Source organism: Providencia sp. PROV116 (assembly GCF_028482485.1).
Classification (GTDB): Bacteria; Pseudomonadota; Gammaproteobacteria; order Enterobacterales; family Enterobacteriaceae; genus Providencia; species Providencia rettgeri.
Genome location: NZ_JAMPQO010000017.1, coordinates 14,638 through 32,414, shown reverse-complemented (window position 1 = coordinate 32,414; position 17,777 = coordinate 14,638). Strand labels below are relative to the sequence as shown.

Here is a 17,777-nt window from a genome sequence, read left to right as displayed (position 1 = left end):
GCCTAGCCTCTTTTTTTACTCTTCAGAGACAAATACATACATATCACTGCGACACTGATTAAAACTGTATTCAATGGGCACATTTTTATGGTCGAAAGCCACCTGCTTAATCACTAAAACAGGCACGGTCTTTTCCAATTTAATGTGCGTTTGGAAGTCTTCATCTGGCATTCGAGCACTCACCTTGCTCTTTGTTCGTGTGGGATAAATATTTTGGCTGCGAAAATAATCGTACAAAGATAAGCCAATATCATCGACATCACCAATCAGCCCAATAGGAACATATGACTCCTCAATAGAGACCGGCTGTTCATCCACATAGCGAATACGTTTTAACATAAATACATCACTATTGATGGGGAGCGCGAGTGACTCTGCCACCTCCTGTGAACAAGGCACGATACTTTTATTGACCCAAAGTGTGTTTGGTTTTTTTCCAAGTAAAACAACTTGTTGTGAAAAACCTTTAGCTTCTTTGAGTGAATACTCAAACTTATCACTAATTTGGGTGCCATAACCTTGTGACCGAATGATAACGCCTTCTTGTTCAAGTAGCTCTAACGCTTTTCGAACGGTAATACGTGACACCCCTGTCTGCTGACCTAATTCCCTTTCACTGGGTAACATATCACCTTGATGCAAAACTCCTGTTCGCACGGCAAATTTCACCGTTTCAGCAAATTTTACATATAAAGGTGTATTGTCTATTTCAGCAAGACGGGTGCAAAGTTGTTGGATCAGAGATAAATGCGCATCATTCATATTGAGTTAGTCACCTAAAAATCGCAGCAATAATCAATAGTACCACTATCCATAGATTTATTGCAGGCAATTGAATTAGATAAATTTATTACCAATGAAAAACAGAATGCTACAGGGTACTATTTCTGGTGAGGTACACGCTTTTCTCTGATATAGGTAAAGTCAATTGCTGTTGATACCCATCCAGTGTTTCTTTCGCTAATATCGCCAATGCGCGGTAAAAATCGCTGTTAGCCGAATCTATCAATACTTCGAGAAAATGTGCTGACCAAGGTAATAAGTGCCAAGCGAGCAACTCTTCTAAATCCGCTCTGCGATTTTGCTCAGCCAGCCAAGCCGCTAACATCAAAATCAACCCAAAGTGGTCTTCAGGCTCTTTTTGTGTCGTTACGGGTTCAACACCTTTAATACGCATCCACTGACGCAATTCAACGGTTGAGTCACCAAAAACAATCTTTTCTTTATCTAGCCAAACCGAACCCCAAGGGGGAGCAGGTAAAGCATAAGGCCCAATAAACAAGCGCTGCCATGCTTCACTCAGTGGTTCATTCTCCTGAGCACTGGATTGCAAAAGCTGGCTAATTTTTACTAAGGAAGGTAAAGCAAATGGCCATTCGTCATGCCAAGTCGGCTCCTGTAAAATCGCTATAATTTCTGCATTGTTTTCATTCTCTGGGGAGAAATAAAATAAAGATCCCAAAACCCGCCCTGTCACTGCAACGTGTTCAAGAAAGTGCGCTTGTTGCATATTGATTGTCTCTGAAGTTATCAGCGCAGGGAAATCACACCCTGCGCTGAAAGTTTACTAATTAAGCTACAGCCATGCCGACTGTCATATGTAAACCATAGAATAGCCCACGACCGATAAATTCACCAACCAGTACCAGCACGGTACCAAGAAGTAAGCTCAAAACCGAAGGCTGATTTTGTCGCACAACAGGCAAAATCCATAACAACAACCCAAGACTTGTCACCACGATGCGTATCACTTGTAAAACACCAAAATCAGGGACTAAATCCACGGCTTTTTGTACTGAGGTGGTGATAAGCGCAATCTCACCACTTTGCAGTAGTACTGATGCAATAGTCACGATATAAGCAACGACACTAATTGCCGCTAATTTGCCACTATTAAATGGAAATTTAGCAACTCGTAATAGCAAAGTACCTAAAATTGGCCCCACAACAAACAGAGTCATAAAGAAGCCGATAGTGGTATGCGGCGTGTTCCATGTCGGTACTGTGCTTATCATATAAACTCGTGTCATTGCCCAAACAAATAGCAATCCCATCAACATGGTGATGATTAGCCACACCTTATCGAGTCCTGTTGGCATCTTTTTGATTGCGGATAACAACCACCATAAGCCACCCAAAGCAAAGAAAATAGAGACGAATAACACTTCGTTACTCAGTGACGAGGCAAATACACGGTTCATCGAGTTAAATGCACGCATCGGTGAGCCCATATGCATCATAGAAGCGAGAAAACCTAAGCCCATCAATACCCATAATGCCAACATCGCATTCACAATACGCTGTTTTTGGGGTTTATCGTCTGTCGATAACCATGCAAGCCCCGTTACAATCACACCACCTGCAATACTTTGGCCTAATACCGTAAATAAAATTAGCGGCCATTCATGTAATCCATTGCCCATGTTATACCTCCCGAGGATTGGCTAAATGGCCTGTCGTATCATTGACAGGGCGACTATTGGCATTTGGTTTAATGACAAGATTGGGCTTGGTATAGTGCGCTTCAGGTAGTGGCGCAATCTCGGCCAAATTGCCATGTTTTTCACGTAATTCATCAATGGGGCCAAAGTCTAATGCACGCAATGGGCAAGACTCGGCACAAATCGGTTTTTTACCAACTGCAACACGTTCATAGCAACCATCGCACTTGGTCATATGTCCTTTTTCGCTATCAAATTGCGGTGCACCATATGGGCAGGCCATATGACAATAGCGGCAGCCAATACACACGCTTTCATCTACAACGACAAAGCCATCTTCACGTTTGTGCATCGCGCCACTAGGGCACACTTTGACACAAGCAGGGTCTTCGCAGTGGTTGCATGAAATCGACAAATAATAACTAAATACGTTTTGATGCCACACACCGTTATCTTCTTGCCAATCTCCCCCTGCATATTCATAAATGCGCCTAAAATTCACCGCAGGAGATAAATTTTTGTAGTCCTTACACGCTAACTCACATGTTTTGCATCCCGTACACCGTGCGGAATCAATATAAAAACCATATTGTGTTGTCATGATTTATCCCCCTATACCCTTGCCACTTCAACCAAATTACTGTGTTGCGGATTACCTTTCGCTAACGGTGACGGGCGTTGAGTCGTCAGGACGTTTAGGCTACCACCATGGTCTACCTTGTTTTCATCAGGTGCGTACCAAGCCCCTTCCCCCATTGCGACAACGCCTGGGATGATGCGTGGAGTCACTTTGGCAGTGATCTGTACCTCCCCTCTATCGTTGTAAATTCGTACCATGTCGCCATCTTTAATATTGCGACGTTTTGCATCAATAGGGTTGATCCACATCTCTTGTAAACAAGCCGCCTTGATCACATCAACGTTACCGTAGGTGGAGTGAACTCGTGATTTATAGTGGAAACCACTCAATTGCAGTGGATATTTTTCGGTGAGCTTATCATCATGGCTTTCAAAGCCTGGGGAATACATTGGGAGTGCTGATATCAAATCACCTTCCGCTAGCGTCCATGTTTTCGCAATATCCGCTAAGCGTGATGAATAGATCTCAATCTTTCCTGACGGGGTATTTAATGGATTACCAATAGGGTCTTCACGGAAAGCTTTGTGCGCCACAAAATGCCCTTGCGGGTCCATTTTTTTATAAATTCCTTGCTGCTGGAATGTCTCAAAATCAGGTAGCTCAGGTAACTTTTGTCGTGAGATTTCATACAAATGGCGTAGCCACTCTTCTTGAGTTCGCCCTTCGGTAAATTTCTCTTCAACGCCCATGCGACGCGCAATTTGTGTACACATTTCATACACGGTTTTACTCTCAAAACGCGGTTCGATGGCTTGGCTAGCGAAAATGACATACCCCATATTACTGGCAGCGCCATCCAAGCAAAAATCCATTTGTTCAGAGGCCGTGCAATCTGGTAGGACTAAATCCGCATATTTCGCTGAGGCGGTCATATGGTTATCAATCACTACTATCATTTCGCATTTTTTATCATCCTGAAGAATGTCATGCGTTTTATTAATATCAGAGTGTTGGTTTATTAAACTGTTGCTGGCGTAGTTCCAAATAAACTTAATCGGAACATCCAGTTTATCTTTACCGCGTACGCCATCATGAGTTGCGGTCATTTCTGGGCCACGCTCTATTGCATCAGTCCATAAAAATACAGAAATGCTTGCTTTAACTGGGTTTTCTAACGTTGGCATCCGCTCAAATGGAATATCATAATTCCCTTCACGAGCCCCTGTATTACCACCATTGATGCCAACATTACCGGTTAAAATCGGTAACATCGCAATCGCACGTGCGGTTTGTTCACCATTCGAATGACGTTGCGGCCCCCAACCTTGGCTAATATACGCAGGTTTTGCAGAACCGATTTCACGCGCGAGTTTAATGATTTTATCAGCCGGAATACCTGTGATTTGCGCAGCCCATTGTGGTGTTTTTTCTACGCCATCATCCCCTTGGCCTAAAATATACGCCTTGTAGTGACTGTTTTTTGGGGCGTCTGCTGGCAGGGTTTTCTCATCATAACCTACACAATATTGGTCTAAGAAGGGTTGATCAACCATATCTTCAGTGATCAACACATGGGCGATCCCTGCCACTAATGCGGCGTCTGTTCCTGGGCGGATTGGGATCCACTCATCTTCACGCCCTGCTGCTGTATCAGTATAACGCGGGTCGATCACTATCATTCTTGCATTAGAACGCTCACGAGCTTGTTCTAATTGATAAGTAATCCCACCACCGCTCATACGGGTTTCTGCAGGGTTGTTACCGAAGAGAACCACCAGCTTTGAGTTTTCGATATCGGAAACGCTATTACCCGCCCCACTACCATAGGTATACGGCATTGCACAGCTGATTTGTGCCGTACTGTAGGTTCCGTAATGGTTTAAATAGCCGCCCATACAGTTCATCAAACGGGCGATGGGTGAATTCGCTGGCGGCCATGAACGTGCGACTGTGCCACCTAATGTGCCTGTTCCATAGTTCAAATACACCGCTTCATTGCCATAATCGGCAATGATCCGTTTTAGGTTATCGCTGATTAAATCGTAGGCTTCATCCCAACTGATTTGTTTGAATTTACCTTCACCACGCGCCCCAACGCGCAACATTGGGTATTTCAAGCGGTCAGGGTTATAGACACGACGGCGCATTGAGCGACCACGTAAACAGGCTTTAACTTGATGCTTATTGCCGTAAACATCATCTCCGGTATTATCGGTTTCGACATATTTGATTTCACCATCAACCACATGCATACGCAGTGGGCAGCGACTCCCACAGTTAACAGTACATGCGCTCCAAACTATTTTCTCTTCAGGTATGGCTGTTTTGGATGCGGTTTCACTGGTATTAGCAACACTATTAAAAGGTAAACTTAGCGCTCCACTTGCAAGTGCGAGCCCCCCGACGGTACTGGTTTGCATTAGCTTCCTGCGGCTGATCTCCGATTGGAGTACTCCCTCAGATAATGCTTTACTCATATCTGCCTCACTTTACATTGCTTCAGCGTTTTAAAATGGTTTTCTGAAATTTATTTTTATCTTTAATTTATTTATCAACTTCCAATTACCATTCTATAACCGAGGCACCGTGGGGTATTGTGCACGATCAACAATCCAATACAAATTGTGTGGTTTTGATACGTTATATCGAGTCATTCAAGCCAGACTAAAATTAAAATAATTATTTTTAATGTTTAATTATGAATTAAATTGAAATAAATATAATTCCATTCTTCTTTAACTTGAGTTTACTGTTTTTCATTTATTTCCGAGTCTCTATCCATAAAAAATCCCCTTAAACGAAAATTGACTAAAGCGTTTAAGGGGAAACATAGAAACTAACCTTATCTAGTGACTTTTTTCTTTTAACAGCACTTAAACTGTCGATTATGCCGTTAACCCACCATCTAAGACCAATGTTTGCCCGGTTAGGTACTGGCTATTATTACCAATCAAAAATTCAACTAGCTCTGCCACTTCTTGAGGTTGCCCTAAGCGACGTAAAGGGATGTTTTGGCACATAGCTTTTAATTTAGCTTCAGGCATTGCACGGGTCATATCACTATCAATAAGCCCCGGAGCAATACAATTCACACGTAATCCAAAACGCCCAACCTCATGAGCCAATGAACGCGTCAACCCCATCATCGCCGATTTGCTCGCCGCATAAGCTGTTTGACCAATATTGCCTTTTAACCCTGTAATTGATGACATCAATACGATTGAGCCACTCCCCGCCATCAACATGGCAGGTAATAATTTACGGTGCCAATTCATCACGGAAATGACGTTATTCTCTAGCACATCTCGCCAGATTTCAGCATCTTGATGAATATGTAAGGCATCCCTAGTGATACCCGCATTATGAATAATCGCCGTAGGCGCTCCAAATTGTTCCAATAACGAGCTAGAAAGCGCGTCAACTTGTGTTTCATTCTTACCATCACACGGGGATCCTTTCACCCATGTATCTAAATTGGGGTTTTCAAGATTCGCTTGTGTTTCATTAACGCCATCAACGCTACGCCCAGTAAAAACCACATTCCAGTGGCGTCGCAATTCACTAACTAGTGCGAGCCCAATTCCCCGGCTTCCTCCCGTCACGAGTATCCATTGATTATTTGCCATTTTAAGATTTCGACTCCTTATCAATATGTTCACACAGCGCTTTCACCGAAATTTCTGGATGTTCTAGGAAAAATTCCGCATCTAAAGCAACATTAAAATCACGTTTAACCAGCACCATAAGTTCAACATAATCTAAGCTATCGAACTCTAACTGGACTAAAGTCATCTCCGCATTCAGCTCTTCTGCTTCTAAATCTTTTGCGTCACAGATCATGTCACTAATTTTGGTATAAATTTCTTGATATTGGCTCATTTGTTTTATCCTTGCATTCTTATTGAGTTATTGAATTAACTTTCAATGTTATTGAATTATTTATTATTTTTTCTCTGTAGCGGGCGGCGATACTAATACTCACTAATCGACCACTCTCACTATCCGCGATCACTAAGGCCGGCAAAATACGTAGGTAAATAGGCTCAGGAGAGGTGATAGGAACCCATTTAGTCAGAAGTTCACGGTCAAACACCACCTCTTGGTGGGTTTGTACGATAGGATAACGGCAAAAAATATCTTTCAATGTTGAGCCGACCGGCAGCCATTGTGCGATCTCTTGTTGTTCAAATAACGAACTATCATGAATTAAGTACCAGAACAAAACTGCATCAATAAACTGCCATTCATACATTTCGTTGGAAAACTGAGAAAATATTGACTGCAATTTCACCATCTCTGCGGCCGAAATCGTTATCTCATTGGCGATTTCATGTAATACCGGTGGAGGACTGTTCGACAATTGGCAAGTTAAGCAATTTTGTTGTGTATCAGAAGAGAGTAAAGCTACAGACCCTGCTTTATTTCGTGCAACTAATTGATAATCTTTATCGTTCCACAGGGGATTACGCAGTCGCACAACACATTTGATAAACTCAGGGGCGGTAACCTCTTTTGAAGCCAATAATGGATGATTTAATGATTCACTCGCGAATTGTTTCACATCGAGTAATGCACGCATGCCATGCACACTCAGTTGTTCTCCACCCTTTGCTTTGACCCATTCAAGGTCGAAATGAATCGGGTTATCATCACCAGAAAATGAGGCCCACTGTTTTGCATCCTCAAGGGTATAGCGTAAAGTCCTCATGACGCTTTCTCTAAAATCAGTGCCGCATTTGCCCCACCAAAACCAAAACTCAGGTTTAATGCACGCTTAACTTCACCAATGCGGTGTTCATTAGGGATATAATCGAGGTCACATTGCGGGTCCGAGTGGTGCAAATTCGCAGTTGCAGGCATCACACCATGCGCCATCGCTTGCAAGCAAATAATGGTTTCAAAGCTGCCAGCAGCGGCAATTAAATGTCCCGTATAGGATTTCGTACTGGATATTGGGACTTGGTAAGCTGCCGCACCTAATGCCTTTTTCAATGATTCTGTTTCATTTAAGTCATTAAGAGCCGTTGAGGTTCCATGGGCATTGATATAATCGAGAGATTCAGGAGCAGCTCCCGCTTGTTGTAAAGCCATTTCAATGGTTTTCACTCGGGCAACACAATCTTCTGCTGGTGATGTAAAATCAAAGGCATCAGAAAAATTCGCATACCCCGTAATCTCGCCCAAAATGGTGGCGCCACGAGAAATAGCGCTCTCACGCTCTTCTAAGCACAACACGGCCGCACCTTCAGAAAGGACAAAACCACTGCGATCTGCGCTAAATGGGCAACTGGCACGAGTCGGGTCTTCCGCTTCACGTGTTAAAGCACCAAGAACATCGATATTCCATACAGCACAATCTGTCCGCAAGGACTCCCCTGCACCTGCGAGCATCATATCGGCTCGTCCATGACGAATCGCTTCAAAAGCATCACCAATCGCAATAGTGCCTGTCGCACAAGCCGCGATGGTGGTATTTTGATATCCACGCAAATTCCAAAACTGGCTGCAAGCCGCCGTTGTCACATTTGGCATTGCATAAAAACAGTTGAAAGGCGAGGTCATCCCTGTCGCTTCAAATTCACTTACTGACATATAACTTTCATCAAGCCCTGCCCATCCCGTTCCCATAATGACACCGCACATCAGTGGGTCATAAAAATCAGTTAATGGCGTGCCTGCGAAGGCCATATCCATGGCTTCCCGCGCTGCCCCCAAGGCTAAACGCGTATGGCGTGGTAAACGACGACGAATAGCCGCGGGAACCCCTTTTAAGCTAGGTTCATTATCAATAAGCCCTAAAAAATGACTGTGGATATTTTGCGCGGTTTTATCAACGTAACGATAACCGAGCTTTTTATCCATAATTGCTTGCCAACATGCCGAAGCCGTATCACCCAGAGGAGTGACAGCCCCATAGCCTGTGACAACAACGCGTTTAAAGTGAGATTTTTGGTTCATAATGGGTTGTCCTCCTGTCGAGCGCTACCGCCACCTTGTGCTAGCCAAAGTTGTAGCGTTGCATAAAGATAATCGTATTGATTTTGCGCTAATGAGTTCTCAATAGTTAAAAGGTCATCTTGCGCATTAAGCAGTGTTTGATAATCCACAGCACCGGCTCTGTAACGGCTGTTGGTTAGTTTTAGTCGCTGCTGGCTAAGTGATAATGACTGTTGCAATTGCTGACGAATTTCATCTGCAGCAAAACGGGCTTCCATGGCATTATCGACTTCTGACAAGGCGGTATAAGCTGCACTACGAAATGCCACCGCAGCTTGTTGCACTTGTAAGTCGGATTGTTCAATGGTCAATTTCACTGTGTTCCACTGAATAAATGGCAAAGAAATCGAACCCCCAACAACCCGTGTCGGGTCACTAAACCATTGAGAAAACAGCTGGCTACCCGCATTAAGCGCACCTTGCAAAGACAGTGTCGGGTAGAAGCTCAATTTAGCAGCGTCAGAATCAGCAAGCGCGGAACGTAAACGTGACTCGGCGGCTTGAATATCCGGCCGCTGTGCTAATACGGCCAACGGTGTCGCGTTAAGAATTTCAATCCGTTGATTTCGATTAAGTGCGCTAAGCTCACGCACATGTTGCTCTGCAGGGCGGTTTAACAATAGTGCTAATGCATTACGGGAACTATCACGCTCTTTAATGAGTCGTCGCAATTCATTTTTTCGACTAATCACCGTTTGCTGTGATTGTAAGAAATCCAGCTGGCTAACTTTTCCTGCCAAATACCATGACTTAATTTGCTGCTGACTTTTTTCTGCAATCTTTTGGCTCGCTATCAGGTTATCAACCTGTTGATTTAACAGTGCAATATTCCAATATAATTGTGCTGTCGTATTAATAACCACTAATGCTGTTGCATGGTAATCCTGTTCGGTTGCTATTGCTTCCCACTCATTCTTTTCACGAATACGTGCCAGTTTTCCCCATAAATCGATTTCATAATTTAATGTTAGGTTTGAGCTATAGCTTTCTTGAGGGGAAGTGCCATGGCGAATAGATTTCGTATTACTTGCTGAGCCGCCAAGGGAGAAATCCGGGGTTATATTGGTATTTGCTAGCCCGGCAGTACTTCGCGCAAGCTTTAATTTAATTGCCGCGGTGGCTAAATCATTATTATTTTCTAATACCTGATTGATCAGTTGGGATAGCTGAGGATCTTTAAACTTATCCCACCAATTTCCAGCAACATTTCCCCCCTGCACTGACGTAATCACGTCATTCGCACCAGATTGGCGTATTTTATCATCCCACTTCTGAGGCAATGTGAGTTCAGGGCGTTGGTATTCGGTACGCGTAAAACTGCCGCAGCCATTAAGCAAAAATAAAGCAGAAATAATATAAAGTGATTTGATATTCATTCGCGTGCCAATGCCTCCGTTGGGTTGAGTTTGGCAGCCCGACGAGCAGGAAAATAACCAAAAACCAAACCAATTAAAGCAGAGAAACCACACGCTAATAAAACAGGGAACAGAGTAAACACCATCGTAAATTCAGTGGTGAAATAAGAGAAAATCCACCCCGTTAACCATGAACCAACAATACCAATTAAGCCGCCAAGCGAGCAAATCATCACAGCTTCTATCAGAAATTGGTTCATAATATCTTGAGGACGAGCACCAACAGAAAGGCGGATCCCGATTTCATGAGTTCGTTCCGTTACAGAAACCAACATGATATTCATCACCCCAACGCCGCCAACCAATAAGGAAATAGCGGCAATCGAAGTGATCAGTAATGACATAGAATCGGATGTTTTTTGTAATGCATTGGCGAGCTGGTCATCCGACTGAATAAAAAAGTCCTTTTTACCATGTTCGCGTAGTAACAAACGCTCAACCTGTAATTCAGCTTGCTGAGAGGTTAAGCTTTCAGGGAAGCGCAGTGAAATAAACTCAATAGGTTTGTCCCCGACCACACGTTGCTGTAACGATGAGTAAGGCACCCACCCCATAACAAAGCCGCTCGACATTTTGGGCCCCGGTTTACGGGCAATACCAATAATTCGCCATGGCGAATGGCCAATCTGCACAATTTGCCCTAACGGTTCTTCTTCTGGCTGAAAAAGTACTTCTCGGCTTCCTTCATCCAATACAATAACGGGCTCGCTGTCAGCCATATCGAGCGTACTGAATAAACTGCCATGTAAAAGCTGAAACCCTTGTGCCGCAAAATACTCTTCTGAAACACCATTAAGCATGATGGAGTTATCCAAGCCTTTATTAACGACCATCGTCATGCTACTCGCGACGGGAGAAACAGACTCAATCCATGGCAGTTGCTTTAGGCTTTTAACATCATTTAACGATAACGCACGCTCCATATCAGGCCGCTTTGCCCCCCACCCAGTACCGGGGCGAATTTCCAGTGTCGTGCTACCAAGCTTCCCGATTTCATCCATGATGGAGCGTCTTGCACCTTCCCCCACGGCCATTGATGACACCACAGAAGAAATACCAATGATAATTCCCAACATCGACAAAAATGCACGCATACGATGACCGAGTAAGGCCCGCCATGCCATACGAATGGACTCAATAATATTGCGCCACACCGATGCACGGCCATTATCTTCAACAGCAGGAAGCTGGTGCCGTTGTTTTGTGTCTGTCTGTGCTTGGTTCTGCTTATCAGAAACAATTTTTCCATCACTAATTTCAATAATTCGCTGAGTTTGCTGAGCGATATTTTGGTCGTGGGTCACAATCACAACAGTGTGCCCATCGAGATGAAGCTGATGTAAAATATCCATCAATGCATGGCCACTGGCGCTATCTAATGCCCCTGTAGGTTCATCTGCAAGAATTATTTGTGCACCATTGACCAAGGCGCGACAAACACTAACACGCTGCTGTTGCCCACCAGATAGCTGATAAGGTTTGTGATCCAAGCGTGTTTGTAACCCTAACTTTTCTGCTAATAAAGCAACTCGTGCGCTCCGCTCATCTTCTGGCATTGCCGTATACAAAGCAGGGATAGCAATATTTTCCTCTGCAGTCAGGTAGGGCATCAGGTGATAACGTTGAAAAATAAATCCAAGATATTGGCTACGTAATTCCGCCAGTTGGTCACTGTTCACCTCATGAACCGCAATCCCATTGATAAACACTTCTCCTTGAGAAGGCTTATCTAAACAACCAATGATATTCATCAGAGTCGATTTACCTGAACCTGATGCGCCAATGATAGCGACCATTTCCCCTTGGTTAATTGATAGCGAAATATCATTCAAAACAGGAATAGTTTGCGTACCTGCTGAAAACTCACGGTAAACATGATGAAGTTCAATCAGAGGGCGGGTAAAAGATACATTTCGTGTCGTCGCCATCATTAACTCGCCACATTATCTGATTGAATAACAACGTGTTCACCCTCGCTAATCCCCTCAAGTACTTCGACGAAATGGCGATCATTAATCCCCACTTTGATAGTGCGAATTTCCGGTTTTTCATTGTTGATCACGGTCACTTCATATTGGTTTGCACCTACCGCTCGCCCCAGTGCACTAACGGGGAGTCGTAACGCATCTTTCGCTTGTGCAACACGAATAAATACTTGCGCTGTCATTGATGTCTTTAATGCACGATCGGCGTTATCAACCTCAAATGTTCCGTTGTAATAAATTGCACTGTTCTGTTGCCCCCCAGAATTATTGTTATTTTCATCAAGCGCTTCGGGAGGAATGGGTTGAACATACCCCATGGTACTTTCGTAGTGCGTTTCAGGGTCCGCAATCACATAGAATGTGAGGGGTTGGCCTGGGCGAATTTTTTGAATATCCGCTTCCGAAATTCGTGTCTGAACCTGCATTTTATCTAGGTTCGCCAGCACTAAAATGGTCGGTGCTGTCTGTGAAGAAACGATGGTTTGCCCTTCGTTCGCCACAATACCTAGTACTTCGCCACTAATCGGCGCGATGATCCGTGTAAAATTGAGGTTAGCTTGTGCAGTTTGCACGTCCATTTCTGATTGCGTGATTAACGCCTCATTGACATTAACCTGCTGTAATTGCGCCTCATATTGGGCTTGTGCTTGTTCATATTCACTGCGAATACCAGAGCCATCTCTCTGCATCACCACTTGGCGCCGATAGGCTTTGATATACTGTATTAATGTCGCTTCTGCAGCCCGTTTTTGCGCCTGAGCACTGGATAACCGAGCGGTTGCATTTTTGAGCTCAGACTGCTGGATAGTTGGGTCGATTTCTGCCAACAATTCCCCTTTAACTACTTTGTCGCCTTGTTTTACATACAGTTTTTTGATTTGCCCGTTAACCTGAGCCCCTACGTTAACTTGCATTGAGGGCTTTAATGTCCCCGTGACCATGACAACTTTTTCAATATCGCCACGTTCCACCGATAAAATTGCGTTTTCATGCAACGCTGGTGCGGGTGATTGCCAAACAAAACGGCCGATCACCACGATCAGCACAAGTAGTGCTACCAACCCACCTAAAATGCGTAATCGTTGAGTCGTTAAACCCAATTTTGGTGCTACGTGGCGAGAGGTCATGAGGGAGTTCCTTCCATTGCCGCTAACAAAGAAGGTTCAGGTTGAGGCGTGCTTACTGTCACACAAGAGGCTTTATTAGGGCTGTTCTCAAGACTTAATTTCCCATCAACTATTCGGTAAAGTGCATCGAAATTAGCCGCCAGCTCTTCACTGTGAGTGACAACAATCAATGTCTTACCTGTTTTCTGACAATGTGACTGAATGGTCGCCATGACTATTTTCGCCGTTTCTTCATCCAAATTGGCGGTGGGCTCATCCAATAACAAAATAGGACGGGCACTGTATAAAGAACGAGCCAATAACAAACGTTGACGTTGCCCAAGTGACAGCGCCGCATGGCTTTCTCTTATTAACGCATTAACCCCACCAGGTAATTGATTAATCACTGCACTGAGAGCCAGTTTATCAAGCAACACTTCGACTCTTTTTTTATCTTTTTCGCGGAAGTTAGGGTCAAATAGCGTGATGTTATCTAAGACGGTCGCATTAAATAAAATATCTTCTTGGCTTTGCAAGCAAACCAATTGCGTAAGCTGCTGCACACTAACGGCCTCACCGTTGGACTCGCATACTCCTTGCTGTGGACTGAATAAACCCGCGATTGTCCGTAATAATGTGCTTTTTCCTGCTCCTGACTCCCCAACAATGGCAACCTGCGTGCCTGAAGGTAAGTCTAATGACACATTATTTAAAATCGGTTTCGCAGGGTCATAACTGAAATGAATCCCATTGAAAGATAAGTGAGGGGCTTTTCCTAGCACTGCGGCTTGTTTTTCGTGGAATGGCGCGGTGTCCTGCTCACTTTTCTTAGGGAATAAAGAATGGGCACGTGTATCAATAATATGCAGTTGCGACTTATGGATAATCGCATAAAAAATACGCGTCACATAATTGGTGAAAATTTGACGCAAGAAACTATAAGCAAAGAAATCCCCCAAAGAAATTAACTCATTGGCCACCATGGGTAAAACCACTAACATAAAAATGACCATCTCCAAACTACCGGTTAATTGATAGATGCCATCTTTAATTTGTTGATACACATTTCTGCGTTGCATACAGGTAAACAATTCACGGCTTAACCATGCAAATTGCGCCTTACGCTGATTTTCTATCCCTGCTGTTTTTATAGTCAGAATGCCCTGCAGCGTCTCCATAAAAAAGTCATTTAATTCTGCTGATTTTAACTGTAACTGTTGGGTATACCACCGATCACGAATTATCGCCCATACACTAATTAAGCCCATCACGGTAACACCCGCAGCTGAAATAACTGCTAATACGGGCGCAATCCAAAACATGGTACCTAATGCTATCGCACAAATAACCCAATCCGTTCGTAGCCCGTTATCCAGCTCGATTTTTTCGGTTAATGCCCCCTGCCAAGCAACAAAACGGCTAAACACATCCCCGGGGGCGCGTTTTTCAAAAAAGCGCAATGGATTACTCAATAAACGGGAAAAACCCACCCCGCTTTTAATCAACACAAAGTGTTTTACGAAACGCTCGCTTAGTATTCTCACGCCGAGTGCTAACAGTGTTGCAACCACAAAGGCAACAATGAACCAGCCGTAAGGGAAAATGGCATTTTTAGCGTCGGAAAAAGCTTGGTTGATCGCATTGCTAACCATTGCTGGCATTAAAAATAGCGTTAAAGAAACCAAAAAAGCGAATATCATCAACCAATAAACACCACGAATTTCTGAGGTTTCTTTCAGGCTCATTGCATGAGGGGCTTTTTTCCCTGTAGTCCCATCATTTCTGTCTTCTGGTGCGAGTGACTCAATTTTTTCCAGCGCAGTATCTGGTTCTAAAATTAATGCGTAACCGCTGATTTCCGCTTTTAATGCAGAGAAAGGTAACCACTGCTGCCCAATTGCAGGGTTCATCACGCACACGTTATTTCCTTTGCGATAAGCAAGCAGTACAAAATGGCTTGCTCCGTAATGTAAAATAGCGGGAAGTGGTAAGCTATTGAGCTCTTGGTGCTCAAATAGCACTGGTGTCGTCGCAACACCGTAATTAGCTAAAATGGACGAAAGGTCAATCAAAGAAGTTCCATGATCCGATGCTGGATACACCTCTCGCAGCGTTTCAAGAGAAACATTGAGACCTTGAGTTTGTGCTAACATCGCAATACATGCTAAGCCACATTCATTGGTTTCTTCTTGAGAAACAAAATTTGGAATAATATTTTTCATTATTATTTAATGGCTAATAAAATAAAGTGAATGGCTATGCCATAAAAGCCAATCATTGGGATAATGACGAACCGCATTTTCAATGATGGCGGGCATTTGAGTTGCAACATCTTTTGCTGCAACAGGCGGATAAACCTTGATTTTTAAACCGTTTTGGTAGTACAGATGATAAAAAACTACCTGTGCCGAAATCGCACTGGATAAACGCACTACACCATTGTGCAGCTTTGCTGCACGGTTAAATAAATGGCACGATAATTTGCTCGACGCCCCTTCTTCTGTTTGAACCGTGTAATCAGGGGTGATATCAGGAAAAATAATTATATTCTTTTGCCCTGTCGCCGCTTCTGTCATCGCAGTCATTAACTGGCTAGCTAATACTTTATTCCCTTGATGAATAGAACAATACGATAAATTCACCTGCCCTAACTCACGTGCCGAGGCGTTATACTTCTGCTGTTCTGCACTCGACGAAACCACCACCGTCGCATTGCCTGGAGTCACCCCCGCGCCAACCATGGTAGCTAAAACATCAGAAACCATATGCAATGGAGCAAGTACAACGGGGTTATTTTGTTGGTGCAAAGGCGCAACGACGCTATCAAGTTCAAGGGTACAAACTCGAACTTGCGCCATGATTTTTTGGTTTTGTCCCCATGTGGCTGCCTCTTCCAAAATGAAGCGTCGAACAGCTATCCAGCTCATATCAATATGCCCTTTCGTTTCCATTAAACTACGAAAGTTTTCCGTGGCGACTTTATTCCGATTACGATATTGACGACCTAATAAGCCGACGCGACATAATAAATTGGAGACAAATAATACCGATGTGATATAGCCTCGGCGCAATAACAACCGTAAAAAGGCAAGTCCACTATGATTAAGTTTTTGATATCCTTTTTTAAACGGCATCAAACAGTTTTTCGCTGTAAATACCGTCCAGACAATGCAAAACCGGATCACCGTAACTCCTTATTGCTTTTGTCTAATAACTCAAGCATATAAGCAGTAAAGTCTGCAAAATCACGGTCTTGATAGACGACATAGCGTTTATTGATAATAAATGCAGGTGTTCCAGTAATTTGATAAAACTTGCTAATTTCAAGCATGTTTTTCAGACGTTCTTGAACCGCTTGGCTTTCACTGGTTTTTAGGTATTGGGTTGAATCAACATTGTGCTGTTTTAACCATTGGTTTAAGACATCTTTGTTAGCTAAATCAAGCTTATCATTGATAACGGCAGTATAAAGATCTTGACGGTATTGAGATTCCACTCCCATCTCTTCCAATGTCGCAAAAATAGGCGCATAAGCAGCAAGCCCCATATTATTATCCATGGCTAAATGCACGACTTTAAAGTTGACGTTCTCAGGGAGTGTTTTTTCGAATTGACTGACATTATCATGATTTACGGCACAATAATGGCAACCATAAGAAAGGACTTCTATGATGCTGTTATTTTCTTTTATTGGACTCAATAAAACTTGTTCACTATTAAATTCAATAAAAGAAGAGCTTTGTGCATCATCATTTGAGAAAGTGTTAAAAACAAAAATATGATAGAACAAAACCGTCATGAGCGAAGAAGCGATAATAACAAATAGAGTATAAAGTGTAATAGTTATTGGTTTAAAACGAGTATTCATAACAGTTAATTCCATTCCGGTACGAAAAATACATGGGGATAGCTCCCCATGTATCAATTAATAAAAATCAAATTTAATACTATGGAGCTGTTACATCACAGTTTGATGCACCAACAGCTTTTGCTTTGTATGTTTTATTACCGTGCTTATCAGTACAAGTGGTCACTAATTGGCAAGATTTAACACCACCAACAGTGATGCTCTCGTAAGAATTAGTACAAACTTGTTTTGTTCCACCAACTACAGCAGCAGCTTCGATAGCATTTAACTTTTTCATGTTATTTCCTTTAATATAGATTTTAATTAATAAAACGCCCTATTTATTGATAATTAACACCAATAAATCCTTTAGATTTTTAATTAACACACGAATTACCGCATGGAT

The 17,777-nt window shown here is 43.1% G+C and carries 16 protein-coding genes; all 16 read right to left on the bottom strand.

Annotated features, from left to right (window positions below; translation table 11 throughout):
* Positions 1–15: 15 nt before the first annotated feature.
* On the bottom strand, positions 16–762 hold the full coding sequence (locus tag PSE72_RS12370) for a GntR family transcriptional regulator (RefSeq protein WP_047757123.1): 747 nt from the start codon (positions 760–762) through the stop codon (positions 16–18).
* Positions 763–871: 109 nt separating this feature from the next.
* Positions 872–1,510, bottom strand: coding sequence for a Tat proofreading chaperone DmsD (gene dmsD, locus PSE72_RS12365; RefSeq protein ID WP_115168047.1), 639 nt, complete (start codon positions 1,508–1,510; stop codon positions 872–874).
* A 61-nt stretch (positions 1,511–1,571) separates the two neighbouring features.
* On the bottom strand, positions 1,572–2,423 hold the full coding sequence (locus PSE72_RS12360; protein WP_115168048.1) for a DmsC/YnfH family molybdoenzyme membrane anchor subunit: 852 nt from the start codon (positions 2,421–2,423) through the stop codon (positions 1,572–1,574).
* A 1-nt stretch (position 2,424) separates the two neighbouring features.
* Entirely contained in the window at positions 2,425–3,042 is a 618-nt protein-coding gene (locus tag PSE72_RS12355; RefSeq protein WP_004907698.1) for a DMSO/selenate family reductase complex B subunit, read from the bottom strand.
* Between the two features lie 11 nt (positions 3,043–3,053).
* On the bottom strand, positions 3,054–5,498 hold the full coding sequence (locus PSE72_RS12350) for a DMSO/selenate family reductase complex A subunit (RefSeq protein WP_115168049.1): 2,445 nt from the start codon (positions 5,496–5,498) through the stop codon (positions 3,054–3,056).
* A 408-nt stretch (positions 5,499–5,906) separates the two neighbouring features.
* Positions 5,907–6,647, bottom strand: coding sequence for an SDR family NAD(P)-dependent oxidoreductase (locus tag PSE72_RS12345; RefSeq protein WP_115168050.1), 741 nt, complete (start codon positions 6,645–6,647; stop codon positions 5,907–5,909).
* Position 6,648: 1 nt separating this feature from the next.
* A complete protein-coding gene (locus tag PSE72_RS12340) occupies positions 6,649–6,900 on the bottom strand; it encodes an acyl carrier protein (protein WP_004907686.1) in 252 nt (83 codons plus the stop codon).
* Between the two features lie 19 nt (positions 6,901–6,919).
* Positions 6,920–7,729: a MaoC family dehydratase gene (locus PSE72_RS12335; RefSeq protein ID WP_217007824.1), complete on the bottom strand. Its 810-nt coding sequence runs from the start codon at positions 7,727–7,729 to the stop codon at positions 6,920–6,922.
* On the bottom strand, positions 7,726–8,979 hold the full coding sequence (locus tag PSE72_RS12330) for a beta-ketoacyl-[acyl-carrier-protein] synthase family protein (protein ID WP_109912777.1): 1,254 nt from the start codon (positions 8,977–8,979) through the stop codon (positions 7,726–7,728). The genes PSE72_RS12335 and PSE72_RS12330 overlap by 4 nt, the downstream gene beginning before the upstream one ends.
* Positions 8,976–10,388 carry an efflux transporter outer membrane subunit gene (locus PSE72_RS12325; RefSeq protein ID WP_115168326.1) on the bottom strand — a complete coding sequence of 471 codons (1,413 nt, stop codon included), beginning with the start codon at positions 10,386–10,388 and terminating at the stop codon, positions 8,976–8,978. Before PSE72_RS12325 ends, PSE72_RS12330 begins: the two co-directional genes overlap by 4 nt.
* 2 nt (positions 10,389–10,390) lie before the next feature.
* The gene (locus PSE72_RS12320; RefSeq protein ID WP_004907673.1) at positions 10,391–12,364 is read right to left on the bottom strand and encodes an ABC transporter permease; all 1,974 of its coding nucleotides are present in this window, start codon (positions 12,362–12,364) and stop codon (positions 10,391–10,393) included.
* Positions 12,364–13,545: an efflux RND transporter periplasmic adaptor subunit gene (locus PSE72_RS12315; RefSeq protein WP_232800920.1), complete on the bottom strand. Its 1,182-nt coding sequence runs from the start codon at positions 13,543–13,545 to the stop codon at positions 12,364–12,366. The genes PSE72_RS12320 and PSE72_RS12315 overlap by 1 nt, the downstream gene beginning before the upstream one ends.
* Positions 13,542–15,746, bottom strand: coding sequence for a peptidase domain-containing ABC transporter (locus PSE72_RS12310; protein ID WP_115168052.1), 2,205 nt, complete (start codon positions 15,744–15,746; stop codon positions 13,542–13,544). The genes PSE72_RS12315 and PSE72_RS12310 overlap by 4 nt, the downstream gene beginning before the upstream one ends.
* A gap of 6 nt (positions 15,747–15,752) precedes the next feature.
* Positions 15,753–16,706, bottom strand: a complete 954-nt coding sequence (locus PSE72_RS12305; RefSeq protein ID WP_371021308.1) for an ABC transporter — start codon at positions 16,704–16,706, stop codon at positions 15,753–15,755.
* Positions 16,706–17,392 carry a thiol:disulfide interchange protein DsbA/DsbL gene (locus PSE72_RS12300; protein WP_231136532.1) on the bottom strand — a complete coding sequence of 229 codons (687 nt, stop codon included), beginning with the start codon at positions 17,390–17,392 and terminating at the stop codon, positions 16,706–16,708. The genes PSE72_RS12305 and PSE72_RS12300 overlap by 1 nt, the downstream gene beginning before the upstream one ends.
* 79 nt (positions 17,393–17,471) lie before the next feature.
* Positions 17,472–17,669, bottom strand: coding sequence for a DUF4762 family protein (locus PSE72_RS12295; RefSeq protein WP_004907658.1), 198 nt, complete (start codon positions 17,667–17,669; stop codon positions 17,472–17,474).
* Positions 17,670–17,777 lie beyond the last annotated feature (108 nt).